Here is a 23623-nt window from a genome sequence, read left to right on the forward strand (position 1 = left end):
TCCAAGGGATTAGTATCGTGGCTCAAACGAATTCGTGTCATGAATCCTCCCTGTGGATTGCTGGTGCGTTACTGGCCGTGGCGCCGATCGCTTCGTTCGTCACTCAATACATGCTCAGCGCTGGCCCGGAGAACCTGTTGTTTCGAAACCCCACGGTCGCCTATGTCGATTGGGTGTTCGTGCCGTTCAATTTGTTCGTCGTACACCTGATCGATTGGAGTCGCGGCGGCCGGCTGTTTGTCGTTATGGCGGTGGCTGTCACGGCAAATACCGCGGCTCACGCCTTTTGGCAAATCGACCATCAAGACCCTGGCCATATGATTGCGCCTGACGGCGTCTTTCTGCCCGCGGGCTGGGTGCATTTGATCTACAGCACCATGCAAATGATTCTGATCGGCGCATTCATATTCGTACGCCGTCGTGAGGCGCCTTTTGGTCGGGTCACTTCTGCATTGGCGGTCGCGTATTTCATGGGGGCCGGAGTTTGTGGTTATTTGATCCATCATGGGGTCATGATCACCGATGCCATGATGGTGCTGACTGGCTTGGCATTGGTTCTCGTTTACCCGCACCGGCGCGAGTCTCGGCGGCGAAAAGCATTGTCCAGGGCCCCCGAAGTGTCTCGGGTGCCGTGATTAGTCTCGATCTCCTGGGCTGGCCCGCGGCCGGAGATGAAAGTCGATCACCAACGGCAGGTGGTCCGACGCGTCGCGGGCGGGGCGCGAGTGGGCCACCCGGGCGTGCGTCACCTCGATCGCGCCAGAACAGAACGCCTTGTCCAACGAGCCGACCGGTAGCCAGGCCGGGAACGAGCGAAACCGACTCGGCGGGGCGCTGACCTGCCGGTAGCCTTCGCGGCGCAGCGCGGTTCGGTGCAGCCGATTGCGCCAGTCGTTCAAGTCGCCGATCAACAGGGTGGGCAACTCCCCCGTCGAAGCAAACAGATGATGCCCCAGCAGGTGCTCGATCTGCCAATGCCGCTCGCGCTCCTGCAAGCCCAGGTGCATGTTCACCAGCCGCAGCGTTCCCTCGGGCGTGTCGATGATGGCGATCTGCGCGCCGCGCGGCTTGCGCTGCCGCAAGCGCAATGAGATCTGATGATGCGCGCTCAGCGGCCAGCGCGAGAGGAGCAGATTGCCATAGCCGCCGCCGGAGCGGAGGTGGAAGTTCATCTGGTACATCTGGGCCGCGGCGTGGAATCGCTCGGCCAGCATGTGGGGCTGATCGTCGTGCGACGAGCGGCGGCAGCGCTGGTCGACTTCTTGCAGGCAGATCAGGTCGGGATTCTGCTCTTCGACCGTGGCGACGATCCGCGCCAAGTCATAGCGACGGTCGCGGCCGCCGATCCCCTTGTGAATGTTGTAGCTCAGTACGCGCATGGGAACGTCACTGCGGCGGCTCGTCGGTGTTCATCCCCAACTGGCGCATCTTGCGATACAAGTTCGAGCGGTGCAGCCCCAACTGCTCGGCCGCGGCGCTGATGTGGCCGTTGGCTTGCCGGATGGCTTGTTCCACGTATTCGACTTGAAAGCGTTCGGTGGCTTCGCCAAGCGGCAGGTTCTGAGGAATCGTGGCGCTGGCGGCCGGCGCCTCGGACGCGAACATGAAGCTCAAATCGTCCAGGTCGACCTTGTCGTCGGCCGAGAGATACGCCAGCCGTTCCATGGCGTTGCGCAGCTCGCGAACATTGCCCGGCCAGCGATGCGATTCCAGTCGCGCTCGCGCCGCAGGCGTGAACTCGGGAACCGGTCGCCGCGCCTGGCGGCAGAACTGTGCCAAGAAGTGTTCGGCCAGCGGGATGATGTCGACCGCCCGCTCACGCAGCGGCGGCAACCGCAGCGCCACGACATTCAAACGGAACAGCAAATCTTGCCGGAACCGCTTCTGGCGGACCATCTCGGCCAGGTCTTGATTGGTGGCGGCGACCACGCGCGTGTCGGTCGGAATCGACTTCGAGCCGCCGACGCGAACGACGACTTTTTCCTCGAGCACGCGCAGCAACTTGGCCTGACCCCCCAGGCTCAGATCGCCGATCTCGTCCAGGAACAGCGTGCCGCCCGAGGCCAGCTCGAACTTGCCAGCATGCGATTCGTGGGCGTCGGTAAAGGCCCCGCGCTCGTGGCCGAATAATTCGCTTTCCAGCAGGCTCTCGGTGATGGCCGCGCAATTGACCGCAATGAGCGGCTGGTCGCGGCGCGGGCTGAGGTAATGAATCGCCTGGCTAACCACTTCCTTGCCGGTGCCATTCTCGCCCAGGACCAGCACCGCCAGCTCGGTCGGCGCCACGCGGCGGATCGTCTGGCGCAGCTCTTCGATCGCTGGGCTGACGCCGATCAGCTTGGCGCCGCGGGCCGCTTGCTCGCTTAGCTCGCGGCGCGAGTCGAGCAGCTTTTTGCGCTCTTGCGTATTCTCGAGCGCAATGGCGGCGTGGTTGGCCAACTCGACCAGCGCGGCTTCGTCTTCGGTCGTGAAGTTTCCTTCCAGCCGGTTGATCACCTCGAACGCGCCCAGCATCTCGCCGCGCCGACTTCGCAGCGGCACGCACAGCAGCGTCCGCGTGGTGTAGCCCAGTTGCTTATCGACGTTGCGGCTGATGGTGTGTTGTTCGTGCTCGGCGTCGACGCGGCGTGGCGCGGCGGTTTGAATCACCTGGCCGACGATCCCTTCATTGTCGGGAATGCGCAGCTCGCCCCCCTCGACCCCCAGCGCCGGGCGCGCCACCAGCAAATGGTTGCTCCGGTCCCAAAGAAAAATGCTGGCCCGATCGGACCTGAGCAGCCGAGTCGCCGCCTCGGCCATCTCGTTCAGCAACGGCTCCACCTCGTGGGCCTGGTTCCACTGGGCGGCGATTTCGAGAATCGTGCTCAGGCGTTCATTCTTGCGCCGCTGTGCCGCGCGGTCGCGAATCGCCGCCAGCGCCGCCCCCAGCGTGGCCGCCAGGGCCGCCACATCGGCCAAGGCGGGCGCTCCGGCCGAGCCAGCGCGCACGACCAGCAACTCGCCCCCGGCGGCGTGATGGGCCAGCGGGGCCGCGATCCAGGCCTGGCGCGCGGCGGGTTGCTCGCCGTCGAGCACCTCGGCCAGCCAATCGGCCGGCAAGGTGCCGCGCGGGCCGGCTTCGTACAGTGCTGTCAGTCCTTTGGCTCCCGTCGAGCGCACCAGGGCCGCGTATTCGACCGCCAGGGCCTTGCGCACGTCCCCCAGGGCCAGCGTCACCGGCCCCGCCTCCTCGACGGCCGAGAAGCCGACACTGGCGATTTGCCACGCCACGGGCAGCAGCGCGGCCGGTACCGCGGGCAGGGTGCGATCGTGATTTGACTCGGCGTTCACAGGGGGTGCTGGTCTCAGGGGTGTCATCCGAGCGCGAAGCTGACGGTATTCAACTTTACGATGCCAGGGGGCGTGACGTGAAGTCAATTTGATTCGATTGACAGGTTTGGTCTGGTGTAAAGCGTGCCCTGGGGCGCGCCGCCGCCATTGATGCTGGCGAAAAATGTTTGAAATGCAACTATTTGTCGGTAGCTTGAAGGGGCCAGCCAACCTGGGGCAGGGGGCCGCTGGGTCTGGCCGGCGTTTGCACGAAGGGATTTCGAAATGCCAAGCGTATTGGTGGTGGACGACTCAGCCGTCGATCGGCTGTTGGCGGGGCGGCTGTTGGAGAAGGATCCGCAGTTGGTCGTTAGCTATGCCACCCAGGGGGCCGAGGCGCTCGAACAGATCGCCCGGCAATTGCCCGACGTGGTGTTGACCGATTTGCAGATGCCGATTTTGGACGGGCTGCAACTGGTCGAGGCGATTCGCGACCGGTTTCCGCTGGTGCCGGTCGTGCTGATGACGGCCCACGGGGGCGAAGACGTCGCCGTTCGCGCGTTGCTCTCGGGCGCCGCCAGTTACGTGCCCAAGTCCGAACTGCCGCGCCATCTGTTGCAGACCGTGCAGAACGTGCTGACCGTGGCTCAGACCCACGATCAGCACCGCCGGCTGCTCGACTGCCTGGAAGAGCGGAAGATGACGTTCGAGTTGGACAACGACCCCAGCCTGGTCCGGCCGCTGGTCGATCACGTGCAGCAATGGCTGGTGACCATGCGATTGGTCGATGACGCTTCCCGGCTGCAACTGGCTTTGGCCTTGGAAGAGGGGCTGTTCAACGCCCTGTACCACGGCAACTTGGAACTCACGTCCGACGAGCTGGAAGAATCGCGCTGTTCGTTGTTTGAATCGGGTGCGCGCGACGTGGTGGCCGAGCGTGCCGCCCAAGAACCGTACCTGCAGCGCAAGATTCACGTCGAGGTGAACTTGGTGCGCGACGAAGCCCGGTTCATCATCCGGGATGGCGGCCGCGGATTCGATCTGTCGCGCGTCCCCAGCCTGGCCAGCGACGCCTCGGCCCTGACTCGCGAGCGGGGGCGCGGCCTGGTGCTGATGCAGACCTTTATGGACGAAGTGACCCGCAACGAGTCGGGGAACGAAGTCTGCCTGGTCAAGCGGCGGACGACCGACTTGGCCGCGGCTCACTAATCGCAACCGACGACAAAACACTTGGAGATGTGACCGATGAGACTCCGTACCGTGGCGGCTTGTGTCGGGCTGGTGGCCCTGGTTTCGGTGAGCTTGATTCAAGGAGCGGAGCAAGTGCCGAGCATGCTGCAGTTGACGATGAACCGGCTGGACGGCAAGGCCACGCCGCTGGCCAATTACCAGGGGAAAGTTCTGCTGGTGGTCAACGTCGCCAGCCAGTGCGGCTATACGCCCCAGTACGCTGGCTTGGAACAACTGCACGAAAAGTACGCCGCTCGCGGCTTGGCGGTGCTTGGCTTTCCCGCCAACGAGTTCGGCGCGCAAGAGCCCGGCAGCAACGCCGAGATTGCCGACTTCTGCCAGAAGAACTACGGCGTGAAGTTCGACGTGTTCGCCAAGGTCGTGGTCAAAGGCCCGGGCCAATGCGAGCTGTACAAGATTCTGACCTCGCCGGGCGCTGATCCCAAGCTCGCCGGCGACGTGAAATGGAACTTCGAGAAGTTCCTGGTCGGGCGCGACGGCCGTGTGATCGGCCGATTTGCGTCGCACGTCGAACCCGACGACGACAAGCTGGTATCGGCCATCGAAACCGCGCTGGCGGCCAAGCCGTAGTTTGCAGCGCGGTGCGAACGACGAGCCGCTAGACGATGATCGTCGTCAGGGCCTGGAAGTCGGGGTCAGCCCGCAACGGGTCAAAGTCCCGTTCGTCGCCGATGGCGTCCCGGTACTCGGGCTGTATCTCGATCGCCCGACCAAAGCGAATGACGAATACCACCGGCGTAAACGTCCGGCTCGCTGGCTTCCGAAAGTCCTGGGCTATCGCACGAGGAAACATTTCGCGCCTTCATCCAAGGAATTGCCATGCTGAAGCTCACTTGTCGAATCGGTGTCGCTGTTCTCGTTGTGCTCTGCGAGTTTGTCTCTTCAGCTCAGGCTGAGGGACGACTGCCCACCCCGGCAGAAAGCGATCTCAAAGAGTCGCAGGCCACATTGAAAGACATTTTCAAGGAGGACATCGACCAAGCTACGACGCCCGCAAAAAAGTTGGCGTTGGCGAGGAAGCTTTTCGTTCAAGCCGTTGAAACGAAGGACGATCCATCGGGCAAGTACGCCCTGCTTATGGCGGCAAAGAACTTGGCGATGCGCTCTAGCGATCTCATGCTTTCCTTGGACATCGCCGACGAATTGGGCAGGTCATTTGAGATCGACGAATTTGTCACCAAGGTCGCCGTGATTAAGGATGCCACTCCGACAATCACGTCAGCCGAAGCCAACCGAGAGCTTTGCGAAGCAGCGTTAAAACTGCTCTCGAAACTTCTTGATGCAGATCGCTATGACTTGGCAAAAGAGGTTTCTGACTTGGCCTCTGAAGCGGCGCGAAAGTCCAAAGACATGTCGGTTGCCAAGCGAGTACGAACTCAAGCTAAAGAAGCTGAGGATGCGAGCATTCGATATGTCGCCGCCAAAGCCTCGATGGACGCACTGATCCAGAATTCGACCGATCCCAAGGCCAGCCAGGTCGTCGGCGAATTTTACTGCTATTTCAAGGCGAATTGGGCGAAGGGCCTCCCATTTCTTGCTCTTGCGGATGATTCGCAAATCAAATCTCTCGCGGAGCAAGACCTCGCCGAGCCCAATTCGCATACTGCACGCGCGAAGATCGGAGATGGCTGGTGGAGCTTGAGCGAGACTGAAGATGGTGTTGCGAAAGCGAACCTTCAGAGGCGTGCCACCTATTGGTATCAGAAGGCTATGCCTGAGCTTTCCGGATTGACGAAGGCAAAGATCGAAAAGCGGCTGGCATCGATTGCCTCGCCAACCGCCTTGTCAGGCGAAACGTCGGCTACGAGTGCAAACATTAACTTGTTGGCGGACGTAGCCCCTGCCAAGCACGGCGATGCTGGTCAGTGGCAAAAGCTAGATGAGGCGATTGCCACTAAGAATCGGGACTGGGTTGTCAAGATCGAAATTCCGACCACGTTGCCACCTCAATACGACCTTGATGCCTCCGTTACGATCAGCGGTGAAGAGGAATTCAGCGACACGTATTTCGTTTTGCCACATGGGGCAAAGCGGTCCCCGTTTACCATTCGCCGCAAGGACAAAAAGCTGATGCTGGGTTTTTGGGGGAGCCAAGGTCAGAAATTTGGTGAAGACCAGCGCCTTGGCACCCTTCTCCCTTGGAGCGATGGGCAAATGAAGCTGCAAATCACTTTCCAGGTACGCAAGGATACGATTGCGGTATTCACTGGACGTAAGATGCTAGTTAGCATCCGCAATATGGAGTTGCTCAAAAATGGCGATGGGGACAAGCTCGTCTTGACAACAAACACCCCCACGACGTTCACGGAGTTGTCGTGCCGCCTAGTTTCTGAACCTAGCCGCAAGAATGACGGTAGATAATTGCAAGTTGCGGCATCGGCTAAGATTGACATCCAATAGCTTTGGGGGCTTTACGATGAAGCCTGCCCGATGCTCGTAGCCCATTGTGGCCGCCGCTCCTGCTTGGGATCTCCTGGAAGGCATAAATTGCAAAAAAGCGCCATATAATGCGCATTTCGATTGATTTCCATCGTTAACCTAGTATGATTCATTATTAAAGCGCATTTTAATGCCTTTATATAAGTGTGTCAGGTTGGGTGCATTGATGTTTTAATATAAAAAAGCACTAAAATGCGCATGGAGAATGGCAGATAGCAATGACGAACCAGCAAATCGGGGAAAAACTCCGTATTCAGAGGAAATTGCTACGTCTTCGTCAGCGTGATCTAGCCGAACTCGCTGGAGTCACGCTGAGAGGTCTGACCCGGCTCGAAAGCGGGCAAGCGAATCCAACCATCAATCAACTCGCCAAAATTGCCGAGGTACTGGGGCTAGAACTCCGCCTGACGGAAAGATCCCAAAATGCGCCGAGCTAACGTGTACTGTCGAGGCCTCCGTGCGGGGATCCTGAGCAAGGAGGAAACGGGACGCTACCTGTTTTTTTACACGCCAGAGTATTTGAACAACCCCAAGCATCCTGCCATTAGCCTGTCCCTGCCAAAGCAAGGCACTCCCTTCGAGTCCCCCGTTCTGTTCCCGTTCTTTTATGGACTATTAGCGGAAGGGGACGAAAAGACCCTGCAGTGCCGGTTGCTAAAGATCGACGAGAACGACCACTTCATTCGCCTATTGAAAACCTGTCAAACCGAAACGATTGGTGGGGTGACCATCAACGAGGACGTCACGGAATGACTGGTTGCCCAGGGTGCTTCAAGGCCGGCCAAAACACCTACTGTGTCACCTGCCGAAAGCGACTATTCGGAGGCCAGAAAATTCCTTTCGTGCTCCCGTTTTCTCGCCCGGCCTATGATCAACAAAAGCTCGACTTCACGCCCGACCGGCTGTCAATCTCAGGCATCCAGTCAAAGATTTCACTCGCGTTGAACAACGGGCGTTTGGAAATGGCCAAGTCGGGTGGGCGGTACATCCTCAAGCCCAGGCCGCGAGGGACATTCCTACGGTTGGAAATAGCGCCCATCAACGAGCACCTGACGATGCAAATTGCTCGTCAAGTGTTTGACATCGAAGTAGCTGACAACGCCTTGGTCGCGTTTGAGGGCGGGGAACTCGCATATCTCGTCCGTCGGTTCGACATTCAACCGGACGGAAAACGCTCACTTCAAGAGGACTTCGCCCAGATTGCTGGCAGGTCGGAAGAAACCCACGGGGAGAACTACAAGTACGACTTCTCGTATGAAGAGATCGGCGAGCTGATCCGCAAAAACGTGGCCGCTTACAAGGTGGACCTGGAGCGGTTCTACAAGCTTGTCGTTTTCAACTATCTCGTTCATAACGGCGACGCGCACGTGAAGAACTTCTCGCTCATCAAAAGCGAGCAGACCGGTTCCTATAACCTGACACCCGCGTACGACCTGCTGAATACGCGCCTGCATCTGCCCAATGAATCGCCAACCGCGCTCGGGTTGTTCAAAGGCGAATTCGAGACAGCGAGCTACGCGGTGAACGCCTATTACGCCTACGACGATTTCGTCGAATTCGCCAAGAAACTTGCGCTCGTCGAAAGCCGCTACAAAAGGATTCTCGATCAATACATCGGGTGCCGAGACGAGGTGTTCTCGCTGATCGAGCGCTCGATGCTGCCGGATGAATCGAAACAATTGTACAAACAGCATGTGGATGATCGGGTGCGCGCCATCTCCTATTCTTACTCCGAATCGCAAGCGTCAAACCCGGCACAGTGAGCCTCTTGGCGCGCCACCACTTTCAACCGCCGTTAACATTCTTGATCGCCCGGCCAAAACGAATCACGAATACCACCGGCGTAAGCGTCCGGCCCGTCGGTGTCCGAAAGTCCTGGGTTATCGCAGTCCTGGGCTATCGTATCTCCCGCATTCACGCCAACTGCCGATTTGATAGTCGCGTCAGGCGTCAATCATCATTCGCAAGTCCCGCGCCGAACAGGCGCGGGGTGATTCAAGTTCTTTCTTCGGGCCGGACAGATTGTCGCCCCAAGGCGTCTTATGTGACGACGTGGCGCGCCCTTCCTCGCTAATCTCCAAACAACCAGAGCCAGAAACCATTAATCTGCTATCGGCTTAACTCGCGCCTTGGCGTCAGGGGCGTACACGTCCACCCCGCTGGCGTCCAGAAGTTCAGGGCTATCGCAGCTTCGTTTTTATTCTGAATTCGAGCCGCAGCTTCATTGGCCAGCATGCCAATCTGTCGCGTCCGTCCGAGGCGATTTGATCTAGGCCTGGTTCAGTTGCATACTGATTCGTAACCGGTCATTTGATACGGGGTCTTGGCCCGTAACATCTCCAACACCGACAACCGAGTCAGCCCGGTTGTCGTTGGAATATGATTTGGTCATCGGTCAAGGAGCCTGATCGCGTACGTCCCATCGCCCGAATGGCGCAATGGCCGGACGAACGATAAGTTCACTTCAGATTTTGACATTCGGCTGTCTGTAAAAAAGAGGATGAAGCGCATGCGGCTCCACCGCTTGACGCTGTATGTAGGCGTCAGTGTCTTGGCGGTCATCGCTCTAGCGATGTGGGCCATCGGAGCCGCTTTATATTCGGCAGTCCAAATCAGGGAGTCTTTAGAGGCAGCGAGCGCGCGTGAAATGCACCGCGTGTTTGTCGAACAAGATTTGGCGTTGGCCCTGCTCGAGCAGCGTGGGCTGGTGACCACTTATGTTTTGGACAACGGCAACCCTCGTTGGCTCGATGAATTGGAGAAGGGGCGCGCGCGGCTAGCCGATCAAATCGCCTTGGCGGGCCAGCTTGCCGGGGAAGATGAACAGGCCGTGCATCTGCAGCGGTTGCGGGCGAAGTACGAGGAATGCGATCGTCAACGTCGGGAAGTGGTCCGCCTGTTCCAGGCGGGACAAATTCAAGAAGCGCGGCGCACTTCGACGGAAGAGGTAACGCGATTGTTTCGCGAAACCGCCGCGGAACTACGGTTATTGACCGAGTCGAGTCAGCGTTCACTGCAGGCGGCAAATAGCGAGGCCCAGCAGTATGTGAGCAGAATAGCCACGCTCACGATGATTGCCGTGGCCTTGATCGTCGCGATTTGTATTCTGATTCTGTTCTTGTTGTACAGTCAGTTATTGCAGCCACTCAGGGCCATGGTCCGCGAGGCGAATGCGCTCCCCTCCAGCTTTGGCGAGTATGGAGCACCAGATGAGATTCGCGCCCTTGGGCGCCATTTGCGGACGTTGATGAACGACGTCGCCGCCGCCAAATCCGACCTGGTACACAAGAATTCTCGACTGTTGCAGGCGGAAAAACTGGCGTCGGTCGGCAGGCTGGCATCCAGTGTCGCTCACGAAATCAAGAATCCATTAACGGCCATTAAAATGTGGCTGTTCTCGATCAAGAAGTCGGTTGCGGAGACTCCTGACTTGGATCGAAAGTTCGAGATCGTGTCGGGCGAAATCACGCGACTAGAAGGAATCGTGAATAACTTTTTGACATTTTCGCGACCGCCGGCCGCCCACATCGCCCCGCTCCAGATTTCACAATTACTCGACCAGACCCTGCAATTGATCGGTCCCCAGTGCCACGATCATGGCGTTCGCATCGAAGTGGAAATCAGAGGCGCGCTTCCTGTCGTGCAAGGGGATCTCGGCCAAATGAAGCAAGTGCTGGTCAATCTTCTGCTCAACGCCGTGGAAGCCAGTGAGGCCGACACAATCGTTCGTATTACCGCCGAGTGCGAGCCGGCAAATGGCAGGCGCGAGACCGTAGTCATTCGCATTCAAGACCAGGGCCGGGGCATCCCTCCCGATCTCCAGGAGCGAATCTTTGAGCCCTTCTTTACCACTCGCGAACAAGGCACGGGGCTCGGGTTGTGTATCGCGTCGCAGATTCTCTTGAACCATGGCGGCTGGCTTGAGTTGGAGCGATCCGACAATCGAGGCAGCACATTTGCCATGTGGATTCCGACCGAAGCAGTTGCAGCCTATGAGCACAGTCCTCGTCGTTGACGACGATTTGCAGATCGTCGCGGGATTCGTGGACCTGTTAGAGACTCAGGGCCATCGGGTCGTCAGTGCGCGCGCCGCGGAAGCCGCCCTGCCGTTGATCACGAAAGCGGCCCCCGACCTGATCATCCTGGATGTATTCATGCCGGGGATTAGCGGCCTCGAGGCGCTGCGGCAATTCAAACAAATCAAGCCAGACATTCCCGTGATTCTGATCACTGGACAGGGAGACGTCGAAATTGCGCTGCAGTCGACCAAGGCCGGGGCCTTCGACTATCAACTCAAACCCTTCGATCCTGAGGAAATGTTGCGGTTGGTCGAGGCGGCCATCGAGCATCATCGCTTGCTTTCCTCGCGAATTGAGCTGGGAGCGTCGGAGAAGCGCTCCGGCAACATGGCGATCATCGGCAACAGTGCCGCGATGCAGCAAGTTTACAAGACGGTCGGGCGAGTTGCGCAGACGGATGCCACCGTTCTGATCCAAGGTGAATCGGGCACGGGCAAGGAATTGGTGGCACGCGCTATCTATCAGAATAGCAAGCGCAGTCAACAACCCCTGGTTACGGTGAACAGCGTGGCCATTCCGGACAACTTGCTGGAAAGCGAGTTGTTTGGCTACGAGCGCGGCGCGTTCACCGGGGCCACTTCTCGTCGCATGGGAAAATTCGAGCAAGCTCAGAGCGGGACCATCTTCCTTGACGAGATTGGCGATCTGCCCAAATCGCTCCAGGCAAAGCTCCTGCGAGTGTTGCAGGAACACACCGTCGAACGACTGGGGGGAAACCAGCCGATTAATGTTGACGTCCGCGTGCTGGCGGCGACCAATCGCGATCTATCCGCCGCAGTAGGCCGACGAGAGTTTCGTGAAGATCTGTTCCATCGGCTGAATGTCGTCACCATTCGCTTGCCCCCGTTGCGCGAGCATCGTGAAGACCTGGCCCCGCTGGTCGAGTTTTTTTTACGCCGCACTTCCCTGGAATTGGGTATTGAGCCATTGGCCATTTCGCCTGACGCCCTAGCGGCGCTGGAGAACTATTCTTGGCCTGGGAACATTCGCGAGCTTGAGCATTGTCTGCAACGTATCGCGATCTTTGTCCGTGGCCACACCATTCAAGTGGCCGACGTGCGCGCAGCGCTAACTCAACAAGAAGCGGGAACCACTTTATCGCAGGCCATTGAGACGGAGATGGCGGAATTAGTGCGCCGTTATCTCGGTACCGCTCAAAGCAACATGGGGCACCAACATTTGCTCGAACGTCTCGACAGCATCCTCGTAAACGAAGCACTGCAGCAATGTCGCGGCAATCAAACGCGTGCCGCGCGACTGCTTGGCCTGCCGCGACCAACGCTACACGCCAAGATTCAGAAGTACTTGCCGCTTCCCAACGGCATCGAATAGTCGTCCGGTTCGTCGGAATCCTAAACAACTGTCAGTTTTCTGACACCCCGCCGACAATCTCAGCCAAAAACAACGGAAAACAAGCTCGTTTCTCCGGATGATCACTTCGGCTCGATTGTTGCTCTGTAGATCGGGGTGGGAATTTCGCTCCGATCGAAAGCGAATTCCGTTTAGGCGTATGGTATGAAGGCCGTTGCTCCCCAAGCCGGTCGCCAATCGAGGCCGTTTCATGTCCAAAGTACTGGTATGCGACGATAACTTCGCAATTCGAGAGTTCTGCCGTCTGGAACTCGAACGGCGCGGTTACGTTGTCCTGGTAGCGAATAATGGCCAAAACGCGCTCGACCTTTGCCAGGTCGAGCGGCCAGATCTGGTTGTTCTCGATATGCGAATGCCGGGGCTGGACGGGCAAGAGGTCCTCTTTCGCCTTAAACAACTGCATCCTCAGCTCCCCGTGATTGTCCACACGGCTCATCCTGAGGAATACCACGATCAGGACGTCAACCATCTGGCGAATGCTTGCGTCGCCAAGGATGCCAATCCCGATGGCCTGATACATGCGGTCGCTTTGGCGCTCGCGCTCCCCGACGCTCCCTAGCGGTTCTTAGCCGTTGTTCGGCGATTTTGTCGCCCTGCTCGGGTGCGCCGAACGCACGAACCGCTCCCCAGCTGACGAGCGGCTTGGGTCTGCTCCGCGAATCCTCCCGTGCTCGAACGCGACACTCGCAGCGCTTAAAGGTCGTCGGTTCAGAAACTCGACAAGGATGTCCGACTCCTGACACCATCAGCGACGGATCGATCATTCTTGCGGGCAACACATCAGGCAATTCACGCTGCTTTTCATCTTGCGCACCCCCACTGGCCGCTCGGTGGTTTTGGTACACCTTTTGCTTTCCTGCAGGAGTGATGTGTGAACCGATTGTTCCGCCGCATCGCATGCGCTCAACGTCGAGAATCGTCATGGCACGGCGCTCTATGACTCGTTCGCGAACAGTATTGCGACTTTTCGTTCTGGCCTGGGCGGTCGCGACGGCCGTAAGCGCGGCAGGCGCGCCCTATGTATCGGCGGATCCCAATTGGCATTTTCCCGAAGGGCAATGCACCTATTACGCCGCGATCGAATTCGAACGCCAGGCGGGCGCCAAAGTGAATTGGGGCGGCCATGCGGCAGCGTGGTTCGAAAACGCAATGGCAAAAGGTTGGCACACCAGCACCAATGCGAGCGATGTCACCAAGGGTTCGCTGCTGGTCTGGAAGGGTGGCCGATTCGGCCACGTTGCCGTTGTTGGCGACGTGGTCGGCGACCGCGTGTTGGTACTGGAAATGAACGCCGGCCGCGTGCTCATCGACTCCACAAGAGGAATCACCGATGGCTTCAACCTCTTGCGAAGGCGATATCTATACACATCCAATCAATTCCGTCGCGGCGAGTTGTTATTTGTCGGCATCATCTTTCCCACGCCGTCCGTAACGCCTGCCAGTGTTGCGTCGCACCCGGCTTGTTCCTGCCTGGGGCTTGAATCCGACGAGTTGGAAGATTCTCCGCCATCGGTCACACGTGTCTCCGCTGGGCCATTGTCCTCTGGATTGTTGAATTCCATACACCCAGTAATGTCGGAACATCGCCATTATCCTTCGAGGAGAACATCGCCGTGACGCCCGAGCAACCTGAAGAGTTCGAGTCGCAAAGCGTCGATCCACATGACTTTGCGGAACTCTTTCCGCATACGATCGAGGAATTCTCACTTTGGATGACCGTCGAGCTTCAAGAGTTCGAGTCTCGCTGGATAAAACTGGCGGCGCCTCGGGCCAAGGCTCCTTTGGCCGGCATGCGCCGCCGGCCAATCTCCTAAGCAGGGCCAATCCAAGCCCGTGATCACCAGCATCGGCGCCACACCGAGAGTGCGCGGTTTGGCTCTGCCGCACACCTTGATTGACGTCATAGCCGGAACAGGAATATGCCATGATCGGAGTCTGCCTAGTCACCGTTGCCTCCGCTGCAATTGGGTTGATCGACGTTGTTTTTGCCTGCCTACGCGCGTCTTGTCGCTGGCCGCACGGCGGCTTCGTCCCAGCGAGAGCGCCGATTCACCTGCGTCGTTGGTTCGTTCTGGCTTTGACTTTGACCTGGGGCGCCTCCTTGCCACCACTGCGCGCCGCGGAGAAAGAGTCCGGCGACCGGACGATAGCGGCGAACGACCAGGACGCCCTTCGCGACGTTGTCGAGACGTTAGCCAACGACATCTTCGAGGGACGCGCCGCCGGAAGCCGCGGTGGGCATGCGGCGGCCTATTACTTGTTGACGAAGTTCCAGAACTTCGACCTCCTCCCGATGGGAGATCGCCGACAGGGCTATTACCAGGCCTTTGGCAATCAATGCCAAAACATTTTGGGATTGCTTCCCGGGTCGGACCCCACGGTGAAAGATCAGGTGGTCATGGTCTGCGCGCATTTTGACCATGTGGGCTACGGCAACAAAAGCAACAGTCGAGGGGGTATCGGTGAAATTCACAACGGGGCCGATGACAACGCCAGCGGAGTGGCCGTGCTGCTAGAGGTCATCAAGGCGTTCCAGTCGCTGCCAAGTGCCCCCCGGCGCTCGATTCTGTTTGCACTCTGGGACGGCGAAGAAGAAGAGCTGCGAGGGTCTCGCTACTGGACCGCGCATCCGACTACGCCGCTCAATCAGGTGACGTTTGTGTGCAATCTCGATATGGTTGGTCGGCTCGGTGACAAGAAGCTAGAAGTTATCGGCTGGCGTTCGCAAGCGGGCCTGCGCCGGCTGGTCGTTGAACAAAACGACCATGCGACGCTACCACTGGATTTTTGTTGGAAGTTGAAAAAAAACAGCGATCACTATTCCTTCTATCAATTCGATATTCCAGTGTTAATGTTCCATACCGGCTTACATGACGATTATCATCGCCCCAGTGACGACGCCGACAAATTGGACTACGCGGGCATGGCCAAGATTACGCGTCTCGTCGCAGACACCATACGAGCCGTCGCCGACCTGCCGCAGGTTCCGGCATTCCGTACCTCGGTGCATACCGAAACGTCGGCCCTGCGCGGCGCCATCGAAAGTCCGGTCGCGGCTCCCCCCGGCCGCCTGGGAATCGAGTGGAAATACAGCCGCGACAACGACCGGTTACTGATCACGCGCGTCAACGCGAACTCAGCGGCGGAACGGGCTGGGCTTTGTCAAGGAGACACCCTCTTAAGTGTCGACGGCAATCAGCTCGGCGAAGGTGTGGATCTTGACTCGCTGATTGTCATGGCGCCACCGTCAATTGACGTGGTTGTTCAACGAGCTGACGACAGCGCGAGCGAACTTCGCACGGTTGACCTCCACGGAGAGCCAGTTCGCATCGGCATTTCCTGGCGTGTCGATCCGGCCGATCCAACAGCCATCATCCTGGTGCAAGTAGTTCCCTATTCTCCTGCCGATCGGGCGGGATTGCGCTTGACCGATCGCATTTACCGGGTCGATGGCCTCGGCTTTCTGAACGACGAGGAGTTCCAGCAACTTATCGAAAGACGATCGCTGCCCCTGGAGTTGCAATTTGAGCGAGACGGAGTGACGCATGTCGTGAAGCTTGACGCGCCAACGCGAAATGTTTCTGTGAAGGCCACGGCAAGGGCTCGCCATTGAAGGACTCGCCCTCGCACCTTTCCAGATACTTCTTGTAGGTCGCTGGATCACGTTGCGGAAATGCAAACGACGAGCCGCTAGACGATAATCGTCATCAGGGCCTGGAAGTCGGGGTCGGCCCGTAGTGGGTCAAAGTCCCGCTCGTCGCCGATGGCGTCCCGGTAGTCGGGCTGCATCTCGATGGCCCGTTGCAAGCAGGACAGGGCCTCGCTCTTGCGGCGGGCCAGGCTGTAGTAGCAGGCCAGGTTGTAGTGGACGATCGCTTCGGTCGGGGACACGTCACGTGCCCGTTCCAGGGCCGAAATCGCCTGGTCCAGCCGGCGGCTTCGCTTCAAGCACCAACCCAGCGTCAGCCAGGCGTGCAGATTGCTGGGGGTCAGGTCGGTCGCTTCTTCCAGGACGGTGACCGCTTGCTCGTAGCGCTGTAGCGAGCGGAGCGCCTCGCCCATCAGCGATAGCTGATGGCCGCGGAACGTGCCGGGGTCTTTCATCCGTTCCAGTCGATCGAGCGCAAGCTGCGGCAGTCCCAGCTCGAGGTAGCCCTCGGCTTCGCGCATGATTCGCTGGCACCGTACTCGATGGCCCGACAACATCGTTTCTGTCCCCTGAAGCCGGCCGCGCAGGCGTGTGTTGGCGACCCTGGCTCACGAACCCTTTCTATATTTAATTTTATCTCACACTTATGCCAATCCCAAATGTGGCCGCGCCCCCGGCGAGCGGATTTGCGGTGCCGCACGACGCGATGAATCGATTGCGTAAAGCTGGCAGCGCGCCGTGGCGCGCCGCTACAACCGAGTCAACGCTCGAGACGGTCCCTGGCTGGCGGTGTCGTTCGCGCTTGGCTTGGCGATTAAACCGAGCCAGCGAGCGGGCGACGACGACTTCTGGCAACGTGGGCGGTGGCGTTATGACAACATCGGCGATGCAGCTAGTATCAGATTTCGGCTCGCCCGCTCGGGCCCGCACAATCAATTTGCTCGTGGACGGGCGAAATTTCGTCATTTTCTCCCCTCCGTCACGGCCCTTTGACAAGCGGCCAGGTTCCGCTTTCGGCTGGGGCGATCGTCTTGCGCCCCTTCTAGTTGCAGCATAATTCGCGCCCTCGAAGCCAGCACGCCGCGAACCTGTTTTTTGTGAAATCTAGGCCGCCACCGCACGGATTCGACTGCTGGCACCCACTATTGAGGATGCCAGCCCACTCTCCATTTGTTTCCGCGGGCTGGCGTGTTCTTGCCCCGCCGAATCACGTTTGCCATTAACTGACGACTTCGACATTAACTGACACAGCCCTCGACGAGCGAATGCCATGCGATTGACCTTGCGAACCCTGTTGGCCTACTTGGACCAGAACCTCGAGCCGGGCGATTCCCAGGAGATTGCCAGCAAGGTCAAGGAGAGCGAGTTCGCCACGACGCTGGTGCATCGCATCCGCGACGTCACGCGCCGACTCCGGCTGGGCGCGCCCAAGGTCGAAGGTCGCGGCTTGGCGCTCGACGCCAACACGGTGGCCGAGTACCTGGACAATTCACTCTCGGCCGAGCGTGTGCCCGACTTCGAGCGCATCTGCCTGGAGTCGGACATTCACCTGGCCGAGGTCGCCGCTTCGCACCAGGTATTGGCCTTGGTGCTCGACAAGCCGGCCGAGATCGAGCCGGCGATTCGCCAGCGGATGTACGCCTTGCCGTCGCAGGCGGCCGCCCATGACGCCGCCGGTAGTGCCGCTCCCGCCGAGGCTGACAGCGCTTCTTCAGCCGCCGGTGGCGAAGCTGCGTCGTCGATCGCCGCGTCCGTCGAGCACGAAGCCGAAGCGCCGCGCCGCGTGGCGCCGACTCCGCCGCCGATTCCGCCGCGCGACACGCCGCGCGTGCCGGCCGTGGCGACCGACACCGCGCCAGTGCCCGAGACGGTTCCCAGCGAGGCGGATTTGCGTCCCGCGCGCCGACAGATCGAGGTGCCTGAATACCTGCGCGAGTCCACTCCGCGGCGTGGTTCCAGGGGCCGGCTGATCGCGGCGTTACTGTTGTTCATCGTGGTCGGAGCGGCGATCGGCGTGCTGCTCAACGGCGAGCAGTTGCAGTCGTGGCTTGCCAGTTCAAACCCGCCGACCGAGGGAACCGATTTGCCGACAGCCACCATGACGGGCCAGACCACGTCGAAGGACTTGAATGTCGTCCCCGGCCTGGACGACGCGGGCAAGATACCCGGCGGCTTGCAGCAGCCCGCCTCGATGCCGACGACGCCAGCAGCCACGGCACCGACGACAGCAGTGCCCACACCAGCAGCGCCAACTTCTCCGACCGCACCGGCCGCTAATGTGCCAACCGCGCCGACGCCCGGCACGCCGACAGTGGCACCTGCCGCCGGGACACCCGCCGCGCCGGGAACAGTCGCCCAGCCAGCGTCTTTGCCACCCGGAACCGCGCCGCCAGTAGTGGTGCCTGGTGCCGCACCTGCCGCGCCCGGTACAGCTCCGACAGCGCCGGGCATGGCGCCGAATCCACCGCCGGTGGCCACCACCCCGCCGACGGGTATCCCAGGCACAACGCCCGCAATCCCGGGGACGCCAGCCACGCCGGGCAGCGCCATTCCTGCGCCACCTGCGCCGGGGATTGGACCGGTGGCGATGAATGCCGGCACGCCGGGCGTCGCGTCGGGAGCAGCGGCCCCCGTGGCTCAGCCCGTGGTGGTTCCCCCGGCTGCGCCAGAGGGGGTCGGTCAGTACATGAATGAATCGGACCTGCTGGTGCGCGCGATCAATGGGCCGTTGCAGTGGGAACGCATGTTGGGCAAGGCCACGGTGCTCAGCGGCAATCGGCTGCTCTGTTTGCCGAGCTACAGCGCCAAGCTGGCCATGACGGCCGGCGTGAGAGTCGACTTGCTGGGTGGTGCCGAAGTCAAGTTGTTGCCCAACGATCCGCAGAAAGTGCCTGGCGTGGAACTGGTCGAAGGACGGATCATGGTGCTTGAGGCTGCTCGACCCGAGACGGCGCTGAACGTGGTGATCAATGGTCAACCTGGGAGGCTCGTGCTGGCCGACCAGAACTCGGCGGCGGCGCTGGATGTCGATCGGTTGCACCTGGAAGGAACCGATCCCGAGAAGCAAGCTGGTCCGGTCGAAGCGGTACTCTACGCCTTTACCGGTCAGATTTCCTGGACCGACGCGACGGGCAAGACCGAGAAGCTGGCCGCGCCGGTGCGGCGTGTGTTAATGGGGTCGTCGACCACCCAGCAGGCGGGCATGCCTCGTTGGTTGACCAGCGAAGAACGCAGCGCCACGCAAATACGGGCCAGCGCCGAGCTGCCCAAGTTGCTGCCCCAGGATCGTCCGATCAGCCAGGCGCTGCAGGAAGAAGCGGCCACCGGTCGCAAGCAAGAGAACGTGTTGCTCTCGCTCCAAGCCTTGGCCCGGTTGGACGATTACAACCCGCTGGTCTTGGCGCTCAAGGAGCGGACCCAGCGGTCTCTTTGGCCAGAAGTGATCGACGCTTTGCGCGACGCGATCGGTCGCAGCCCGCAACACGCCGAACAGGTGCGCAAGGCGTTCGAGAAGCACTACGGCGCCAAGGGGCTCGAGCTGTACCGGATGTTGTGGGGCTACACGCCGGACCAGATTCAGTCGGGGGGCGGCATGCAATTGGTCCGCTACCTGGACCACGAGGATCTCGAGTTCCGGGTGCTCAGCATTGGCACGCTCAAGCGGATGGCCGGGACCGATTTGTTCTACCGGCCGGACGACACGGTGGCGAAGCGCCAGCCGTTTGTCGTGAAGTGGAAGCAAAAGATCGAAACCGGCCAATTGTTCTCGCGCTAAAGCGGGGGTGGTGGCGAGATGTGCGGCGGCCCAGTCAGCTTGGAGACAATCCCCCCAGGCAATGGGGGTGCCCGCCGTGGCCATTCGGCGGAGCCCTCCAAGGGTGATTTGCCGTAAAAGGCCATGAATCGTCGACTTAAGGTTTGCGTTTGTGGGTTTTCCCGCTGGCAGGTAGAATGCGGCCTTTGGGGGAACGCTGTCGCCTTAACGGCTGGTCCGGGCCCATCTTGGGAGCCGTTGACCGCAGGCGTGATCTCTCTGCTTCAAACGCACCGGAATTGACCCTGGCATGGGGTCGCCGGCGCGGCAGCCCAATTCAGATAGAACGGGAGTGTTGCGGTGCTGATCAATATTTCGGCGCGTCATGGCCATTTGAGCGACGCGACCCAGGCCAAGATCAAAGCCAAGCTAGAAAAGATGACGCGGTTGTTCGAGCGGCTGATGGCCATTGACGTGACGGTCGACCTGGAAGATCGGGACAACCCGACGGTCGATCTCAAGCTGTCGGCCGAGCATAAGCACGACTTCGTGGCGACCGAGCAGGGGAGCGAGCTGATGGCCTCGCTCGACGGCGCCATGCACAAGATCGAGCAGCAATTGCGCAAGTACAAGGAAAAGGTCCAGAATCACCACCGCGGGCCGGGCCTGCGGCAGGCCAGCGCCGAACAGGGGGCCGCGGAGCAAGAAGCCGAAGGTTCCTAACTGCTGCGACGATTGGCGCTTTACGGGGCCGTCGCCTTGTAATCTAATCGAGCGGGTCGGGCCGCCGTAACATCCCTGTGCCCGACTCGGCGAACCGCGTGGCGCATGACCCCCTGGGCAACCATCGCCGCCTCGAACCGTACGAACTTCAGAGAACATCACACGCTCGACAGCGATTACGGACCACCGGTCCACGGTCGAAGTCGAGCATCGCATACATCAACGTCGAAATAGAAAGGAGTGGGTGCATGAAGTTTGCCGACTTCGTGACCCGCCAGGCCGTCAAGGCGAACCTGGAGGCGGATGTCAAAGAGAATGTTATTCGCGAAATGGTCGAATCGTTGCTCTCGGCCGGCAATCTGCCCGCCGATCAACCCGACAGCATCGTCAAGGCGATTCTCAAGCGCGAAGAGCTGGGCAGCACGGGCATCGGCCGCGGCGTGGCCGTGCCGCACACCAAGCATCCCAGCGTCACCAAGCTGACCGGTGCCGTCGCCGTCAGCAGCGAAGGCGTCGACTTTCAGAGCCTGGACGGCGAGAAGGTCCACCTGCTGTTCTTGCTGGTCTCGCCGCCCGACCGGCCGGGGGACCACCTGCGAGCGCTGGAGTATGTCTCGCGCAAGTTGCGCAACGACAACTTTTGCAAGTTCCTCAAGCAGGCCAGGTCGACGGAAGACATCCTGACGTTGCTCGACGAAGCCGATAACGATCAGTTCAACGTCTAGCCAGGCCAAGGACCACTGGCCAGCTTTACCCTGGGGTCCAGTGGCCCACGCGACCTGGCGAACGTCGTCGGTCGAACACCGCGAGTCAAGATTGTGCATATGAGCGAGCTGAAGCAAACGCGGGCGGCGGTGGTGAAAAACCCCAATGGCCTGCATGCGCGGCCGGCCGACTTGCTGGTCAAACTCGCCATGAAGTTTTCCTCGAACATTGTCATTGTCAAAGGTTTCGAGCGAGTCGACGCCAAAAGCATTCTGGGCATCCTGACGCTGGCGGCCACCGAAGGAACCGAGTTGTCGATCGAGGCCGAGGGGGCTGACGCGACAGCGGCGGTCGACGCGCTGGCCGAGCTGGTCTCTAGCACGTTCGGCGAAGAATAGCGAATTAACCCGATACATCCGCGCGCCGGTCCCCCCAGGCGGGACGGGCCGCGGCAGTCGAGCGAGCACGCTGGCGCAAACCCACCGGGCTCGCTTGTGGAACAACCATGCAACGTCTGCAAGGAATTGCCGTTTCGCCGGGCATTGCCATTGGCGAAGCGCTGGTGTTGGGCAACGAAGGCTTCCGCATCCCGCGGCGCTTTCTGTCGCGCGATGCCGTTGACTCCGAGCTCGAACGTCTGCAGTTGGCGTGTGACGACGCCGCCCACCAGATCGAGCGCAATCGCGACACGGTTAGCTCGGAACTCGGCGCCGGTTACGGCGCCATCTTCGAGGCCCACCTGCAGATGCTTCGCGACGCCAAGCTGCGCGCCGAACTTGAACAGTTGATTCGCGAGCGGCACTATTCGCCCGAGTACGCCGTCAGCCGCACGTTGCGCCGTTACGCCAAGGTGTTCCAGTCGCTGGAAAACACCCAAATGGCCGAACGGGCCAACGACATCGTCGACATCGAAAAACGCCTGTTGCGCAGCCTGCTTGGCCGCCGCCGCGAGGAAATCTCTCGCCTCACCTCGCCGGTGCTGGTCTTGGCCCACAACCTGACCCCCAGCGAGACGGCCACCCTCGACCGGCAGTTTGTCCGCGGCTTTGTCACCGAGATCGGCGGCGCGGGGAGCCACACCGCCATCGTGGCCGAAGGCATGGGCATTCCGGCCGTGGTCGGCACCGGGCCGTTCCTAACCGATGTGTCGGGGGGCGACACGGTGATCATCGACGGGCACCAGGGACTGGTGATCCTGCACCCCGACGAAGAGACGCTGGGACGCTACAAGCAAGAGATCGAAGACAATCGCACCCGCGCGGCTAGCCTGGTCTCGATTCGCGATCTGCCGGCGCAAACCGCCGACGGCGTCAACGTCGCGCTGTTCGGGAACATTGAGTTTCCGCACGAGGTCGGCTTGTGTCTGCAGCAAGGGGCCGACGGCATCGGGTTGTATCGCACCGAGTTCTTGTACCTGGGCGCTGAGAAGGTTCCCGACGAGGAAGATCACTACCAGGCCTACGCCCACGTCGTCCAGCAAATGCAAGGCCGACCGGTCACGATTCGCACCCTCGACCTGGGCGCCGACAAGGTGCCGCACGACGAGCCGTTGGACGAGGATCGCAATCCGTTCCTGGGGCTGCGGAGCATCCGGCTGTCGCTGCGCAACTTGCCGCTGTTTCGCACCCAGTTGCGGGCGATTCTGCGGGCCAGCGTGCTGGGGCGGGTCCGCGTGATGTTCCCGCTGGTCGCCACGGTGCTCGAGCTGCGCCAGGCCAAGATGATTCTGGCCGACATCATGGAAGACCTGGACGAGCATGGCGTGGCGTTCGATCGCGATTTGGCCATCGGCATGATGGTCGAGGTGCCGGCCGCCGTGATGATGATCGATCACTTTGTCGAAGAGATCGACTTCTTGAGCATCGGCACCAACGATCTGATTCAATACACTCTGGCCGTCGATCGCAGCAACAAGGACGTGGCCAGTTTGTACACGGCCAGTGATCCGGCCGTGATCAAGCTGATTGACATGGCGGTTCGTCCGGCCGTGGCGTCAGGCGTGCCGATCAGCTTGTGCGGACAGATGAGCGGCAGCCCGATTTACACCATGCTGCTGTTGGGCCTGGGCCTGCGGCAACTGAGCGTGGCCCCTCACAACATTCCCGAGATCAAGCAACTGATTCGCCACGTCAGCATTCCGCAATGCGAAGTGGTGGCCAAGAAAGCGCTCACGTTGGAGCACGCGCGCGATATTAAGAATTACCTGAAAGAGGAATTGAACCGCATCCACGGGGGGATCGACTGGTGATGGGAGGGTGAAGGATGCTCGCGCGGCATCGTCGCAGTTGCGACGGCTCCGCGCGTTCATCGTTCATCAATCTCGATGATCCGATCGAACCGACC

General features: G+C 60.3%; 22 protein-coding genes. 18 read left to right on the forward strand and 4 right to left on the reverse strand.

The genetic code is table 11. From position 1 onward, the window contains the following. Positions 1–17 precede the first annotated feature (17 nt). Complete coding sequence (locus tag JSS27_08875) at positions 18–635, forward strand: hypothetical protein (GenBank protein MBS0209051.1); 618 nt, start codon at positions 18–20, stop codon at positions 633–635. Here the strand turns inward: JSS27_08875 and JSS27_08880 are convergent, their stop codons facing one another. Further along, the gene (locus JSS27_08880; GenBank protein MBS0209052.1) at positions 636–1379 is read right to left on the reverse strand and encodes an endonuclease/exonuclease/phosphatase family protein; all 744 of its coding nucleotides are present in this window, start codon (positions 1377–1379) and stop codon (positions 636–638) included. Positions 1380–1386: 7 nt separating this feature from the next. Further along, the gene (locus tag JSS27_08885) at positions 1387–3330 is read right to left on the reverse strand and encodes a sigma-54-dependent Fis family transcriptional regulator (GenBank protein ID MBS0209053.1); all 1944 of its coding nucleotides are present in this window, start codon (positions 3328–3330) and stop codon (positions 1387–1389) included. A 264-nt stretch (positions 3331–3594) separates the two neighbouring features. Between JSS27_08885 and JSS27_08890 the strand changes: the two genes are divergently transcribed. Together JSS27_08890 and JSS27_08895 are read left to right on the forward strand one after the other, a co-directional pair. Continuing rightward, positions 3595–4518 carry a response regulator gene (locus JSS27_08890; GenBank protein ID MBS0209054.1) on the forward strand — a complete coding sequence of 308 codons (924 nt, stop codon included), beginning with the start codon at positions 3595–3597 and terminating at the stop codon, positions 4516–4518. A gap of 36 nt (positions 4519–4554) precedes the next feature. After that, entirely contained in the window at positions 4555–5130 is a 576-nt protein-coding gene (locus tag JSS27_08895) for a glutathione peroxidase (GenBank protein MBS0209055.1), read from the forward strand. A 28-nt stretch (positions 5131–5158) separates the two neighbouring features. Here JSS27_08895 and JSS27_08900 read toward each other — a convergent pair whose 3' ends face one another. Continuing rightward, positions 5159–5353, reverse strand: coding sequence for a hypothetical protein (locus tag JSS27_08900; protein ID MBS0209056.1), 195 nt, complete (start codon positions 5351–5353; stop codon positions 5159–5161). A 26-nt stretch (positions 5354–5379) separates the two neighbouring features. On the opposite strand from JSS27_08900, the gene JSS27_08905 reads away from it, so the two are divergent. From JSS27_08905 to JSS27_08950, 10 genes are all read left to right on the forward strand, one after another. Beyond that, positions 5380–6921, forward strand: coding sequence for a hypothetical protein (locus JSS27_08905; GenBank protein ID MBS0209057.1), 1542 nt, complete (start codon positions 5380–5382; stop codon positions 6919–6921). A gap of 296 nt (positions 6922–7217) precedes the next feature. Then, positions 7218–7436: a helix-turn-helix transcriptional regulator gene (locus JSS27_08910; protein ID MBS0209058.1), complete on the forward strand. Its 219-nt coding sequence runs from the start codon at positions 7218–7220 to the stop codon at positions 7434–7436. After that, a complete protein-coding gene (locus tag JSS27_08915; GenBank protein ID MBS0209059.1) occupies positions 7423–7752 on the forward strand; it encodes a HipA N-terminal domain-containing protein in 330 nt (109 codons plus the stop codon). The genes JSS27_08910 and JSS27_08915 overlap by 14 nt, the downstream gene beginning before the upstream one ends. Beyond that, positions 7749–8762 (forward strand): HipA domain-containing protein, encoded by a 1014-nt coding sequence (locus JSS27_08920; GenBank protein ID MBS0209060.1) that lies wholly within the window; start codon positions 7749–7751, stop codon positions 8760–8762. Before JSS27_08915 ends, JSS27_08920 begins: the two co-directional genes overlap by 4 nt. A gap of 746 nt (positions 8763–9508) precedes the next feature. Then, positions 9509–11014, forward strand: coding sequence for a hypothetical protein (locus JSS27_08925; protein MBS0209061.1), 1506 nt, complete (start codon positions 9509–9511; stop codon positions 11012–11014). Then, positions 10992–12410 carry a sigma-54-dependent Fis family transcriptional regulator gene (locus tag JSS27_08930; protein MBS0209062.1) on the forward strand — a complete coding sequence of 473 codons (1419 nt, stop codon included), beginning with the start codon at positions 10992–10994 and terminating at the stop codon, positions 12408–12410. Before JSS27_08925 ends, JSS27_08930 begins: the two co-directional genes overlap by 23 nt. A 229-nt stretch (positions 12411–12639) precedes the next feature. After that, positions 12640–13008, forward strand: a complete 369-nt coding sequence (locus JSS27_08935; GenBank protein MBS0209063.1) for a response regulator — start codon at positions 12640–12642, stop codon at positions 13006–13008. Positions 13009–13370: 362 nt separating this feature from the next. Then, on the forward strand, positions 13371–14066 hold the full coding sequence (locus JSS27_08940) for a CHAP domain-containing protein (GenBank protein ID MBS0209064.1): 696 nt from the start codon (positions 13371–13373) through the stop codon (positions 14064–14066). Then, positions 14063–14263 (forward strand): hypothetical protein, encoded by a 201-nt coding sequence (locus tag JSS27_08945; protein ID MBS0209065.1) that lies wholly within the window; start codon positions 14063–14065, stop codon positions 14261–14263. The genes JSS27_08940 and JSS27_08945 overlap by 4 nt, the downstream gene beginning before the upstream one ends. Positions 14264–14373: 110 nt before the next feature. After that, positions 14374–16062, forward strand: coding sequence for a M28 family peptidase (locus tag JSS27_08950; protein ID MBS0209066.1), 1689 nt, complete (start codon positions 14374–14376; stop codon positions 16060–16062). Between the two features lie 77 nt (positions 16063–16139). On the opposite strand, the gene JSS27_08955 is transcribed toward JSS27_08950, so the two are convergent. Further along, positions 16140–16619, reverse strand: coding sequence for a tetratricopeptide repeat protein (locus JSS27_08955; GenBank protein MBS0209067.1), 480 nt, complete (start codon positions 16617–16619; stop codon positions 16140–16142). A 749-nt stretch (positions 16620–17368) separates the two neighbouring features. Between JSS27_08955 and JSS27_08960 the strand changes: the two genes are divergently transcribed. From JSS27_08960 to ptsP, 5 genes are all read left to right on the forward strand, one after another. After that, positions 17369–19873 (forward strand): hypothetical protein, encoded by a 2505-nt coding sequence (locus JSS27_08960; protein ID MBS0209068.1) that lies wholly within the window; start codon positions 17369–17371, stop codon positions 19871–19873. Positions 19874–20224: 351 nt separating this feature from the next. Then, on the forward strand, positions 20225–20575 hold the full coding sequence (gene raiA / locus JSS27_08965; protein MBS0209069.1) for a ribosome-associated translation inhibitor RaiA: 351 nt from the start codon (positions 20225–20227) through the stop codon (positions 20573–20575). A 248-nt stretch (positions 20576–20823) separates the two neighbouring features. Then, complete coding sequence (locus JSS27_08970; GenBank protein MBS0209070.1) at positions 20824–21300, forward strand: PTS sugar transporter subunit IIA; 477 nt, start codon at positions 20824–20826, stop codon at positions 21298–21300. A gap of 99 nt (positions 21301–21399) precedes the next feature. Next, positions 21400–21678, forward strand: a complete 279-nt coding sequence (locus tag JSS27_08975; GenBank protein ID MBS0209071.1) for an HPr family phosphocarrier protein — start codon at positions 21400–21402, stop codon at positions 21676–21678. Between the two features lie 107 nt (positions 21679–21785). Next, entirely contained in the window at positions 21786–23528 is a 1743-nt protein-coding gene (gene ptsP, locus JSS27_08980) for a phosphoenolpyruvate--protein phosphotransferase (protein ID MBS0209072.1), read from the forward strand. The last annotated feature ends 95 nt before the right edge of the window (positions 23529–23623 follow it).

The organism is Planctomycetota bacterium (assembly GCA_018242585.1).
In the GTDB taxonomy this organism is placed as follows: Bacteria; Planctomycetota; Planctomycetia; order Pirellulales; family PNKZ01; genus JAFEBQ01.

Excerpts from the sequence above, each read along its gene's own strand:
- ptsP (MBS0209072.1), top strand. The coding sequence starts at position 21,786 with ATGCAACGTCTGCAAGGAATTGCCGTTTCGCCGGGCATTGCCATTGGC.
- JSS27_08940 (MBS0209064.1), top strand. The coding sequence starts at position 13,371 with ATGGCACGGCGCTCTATGACTCGTTCGCGAACAGTATTGCGACTTTTC.
- JSS27_08935 (MBS0209063.1), top strand. The coding sequence starts at position 12,640 with ATGTCCAAAGTACTGGTATGCGACGATAACTTCGCAATTCGAGAGTTC.
- JSS27_08915 (MBS0209059.1), top strand. The coding sequence starts at position 7,423 with ATGCGCCGAGCTAACGTGTACTGTCGAGGCCTCCGTGCGGGGATCCTG.
- JSS27_08890 (MBS0209054.1), top strand. The coding sequence starts at position 3,595 with ATGCCAAGCGTATTGGTGGTGGACGACTCAGCCGTCGATCGGCTGTTG.
- JSS27_08955 (MBS0209067.1), bottom strand. The coding sequence starts at position 16,619 with ATGCGCGAAGCCGAGGGCTACCTCGAGCTGGGACTGCCGCAGCTTGCG.
- JSS27_08895 (MBS0209055.1), top strand. The coding sequence starts at position 4,555 with ATGAGACTCCGTACCGTGGCGGCTTGTGTCGGGCTGGTGGCCCTGGTT.
- JSS27_08900 (MBS0209056.1), bottom strand. The coding sequence starts at position 5,353 with ATGTTTCCTCGTGCGATAGCCCAGGACTTTCGGAAGCCAGCGAGCCGG.
- JSS27_08910 (MBS0209058.1), top strand. The coding sequence starts at position 7,218 with ATGACGAACCAGCAAATCGGGGAAAAACTCCGTATTCAGAGGAAATTG.
- JSS27_08880 (MBS0209052.1), bottom strand. The coding sequence starts at position 1,379 with ATGCGCGTACTGAGCTACAACATTCACAAGGGGATCGGCGGCCGCGAC.
- JSS27_08975 (MBS0209071.1), top strand. The coding sequence starts at position 21,400 with ATGAGCGAGCTGAAGCAAACGCGGGCGGCGGTGGTGAAAAACCCCAAT.
- JSS27_08930 (MBS0209062.1), top strand. The coding sequence starts at position 10,992 with ATGAGCACAGTCCTCGTCGTTGACGACGATTTGCAGATCGTCGCGGGA.
- JSS27_08960 (MBS0209068.1), top strand. The coding sequence starts at position 17,369 with ATGCGATTGACCTTGCGAACCCTGTTGGCCTACTTGGACCAGAACCTC.
- JSS27_08925 (MBS0209061.1), top strand. The coding sequence starts at position 9,509 with ATGCGGCTCCACCGCTTGACGCTGTATGTAGGCGTCAGTGTCTTGGCG.
- JSS27_08970 (MBS0209070.1), top strand. The coding sequence starts at position 20,824 with ATGAAGTTTGCCGACTTCGTGACCCGCCAGGCCGTCAAGGCGAACCTG.
- JSS27_08920 (MBS0209060.1), top strand. The coding sequence starts at position 7,749 with ATGACTGGTTGCCCAGGGTGCTTCAAGGCCGGCCAAAACACCTACTGT.
- JSS27_08905 (MBS0209057.1), top strand. The coding sequence starts at position 5,380 with ATGCTGAAGCTCACTTGTCGAATCGGTGTCGCTGTTCTCGTTGTGCTC.
- JSS27_08950 (MBS0209066.1), top strand. The coding sequence starts at position 14,374 with ATGATCGGAGTCTGCCTAGTCACCGTTGCCTCCGCTGCAATTGGGTTG.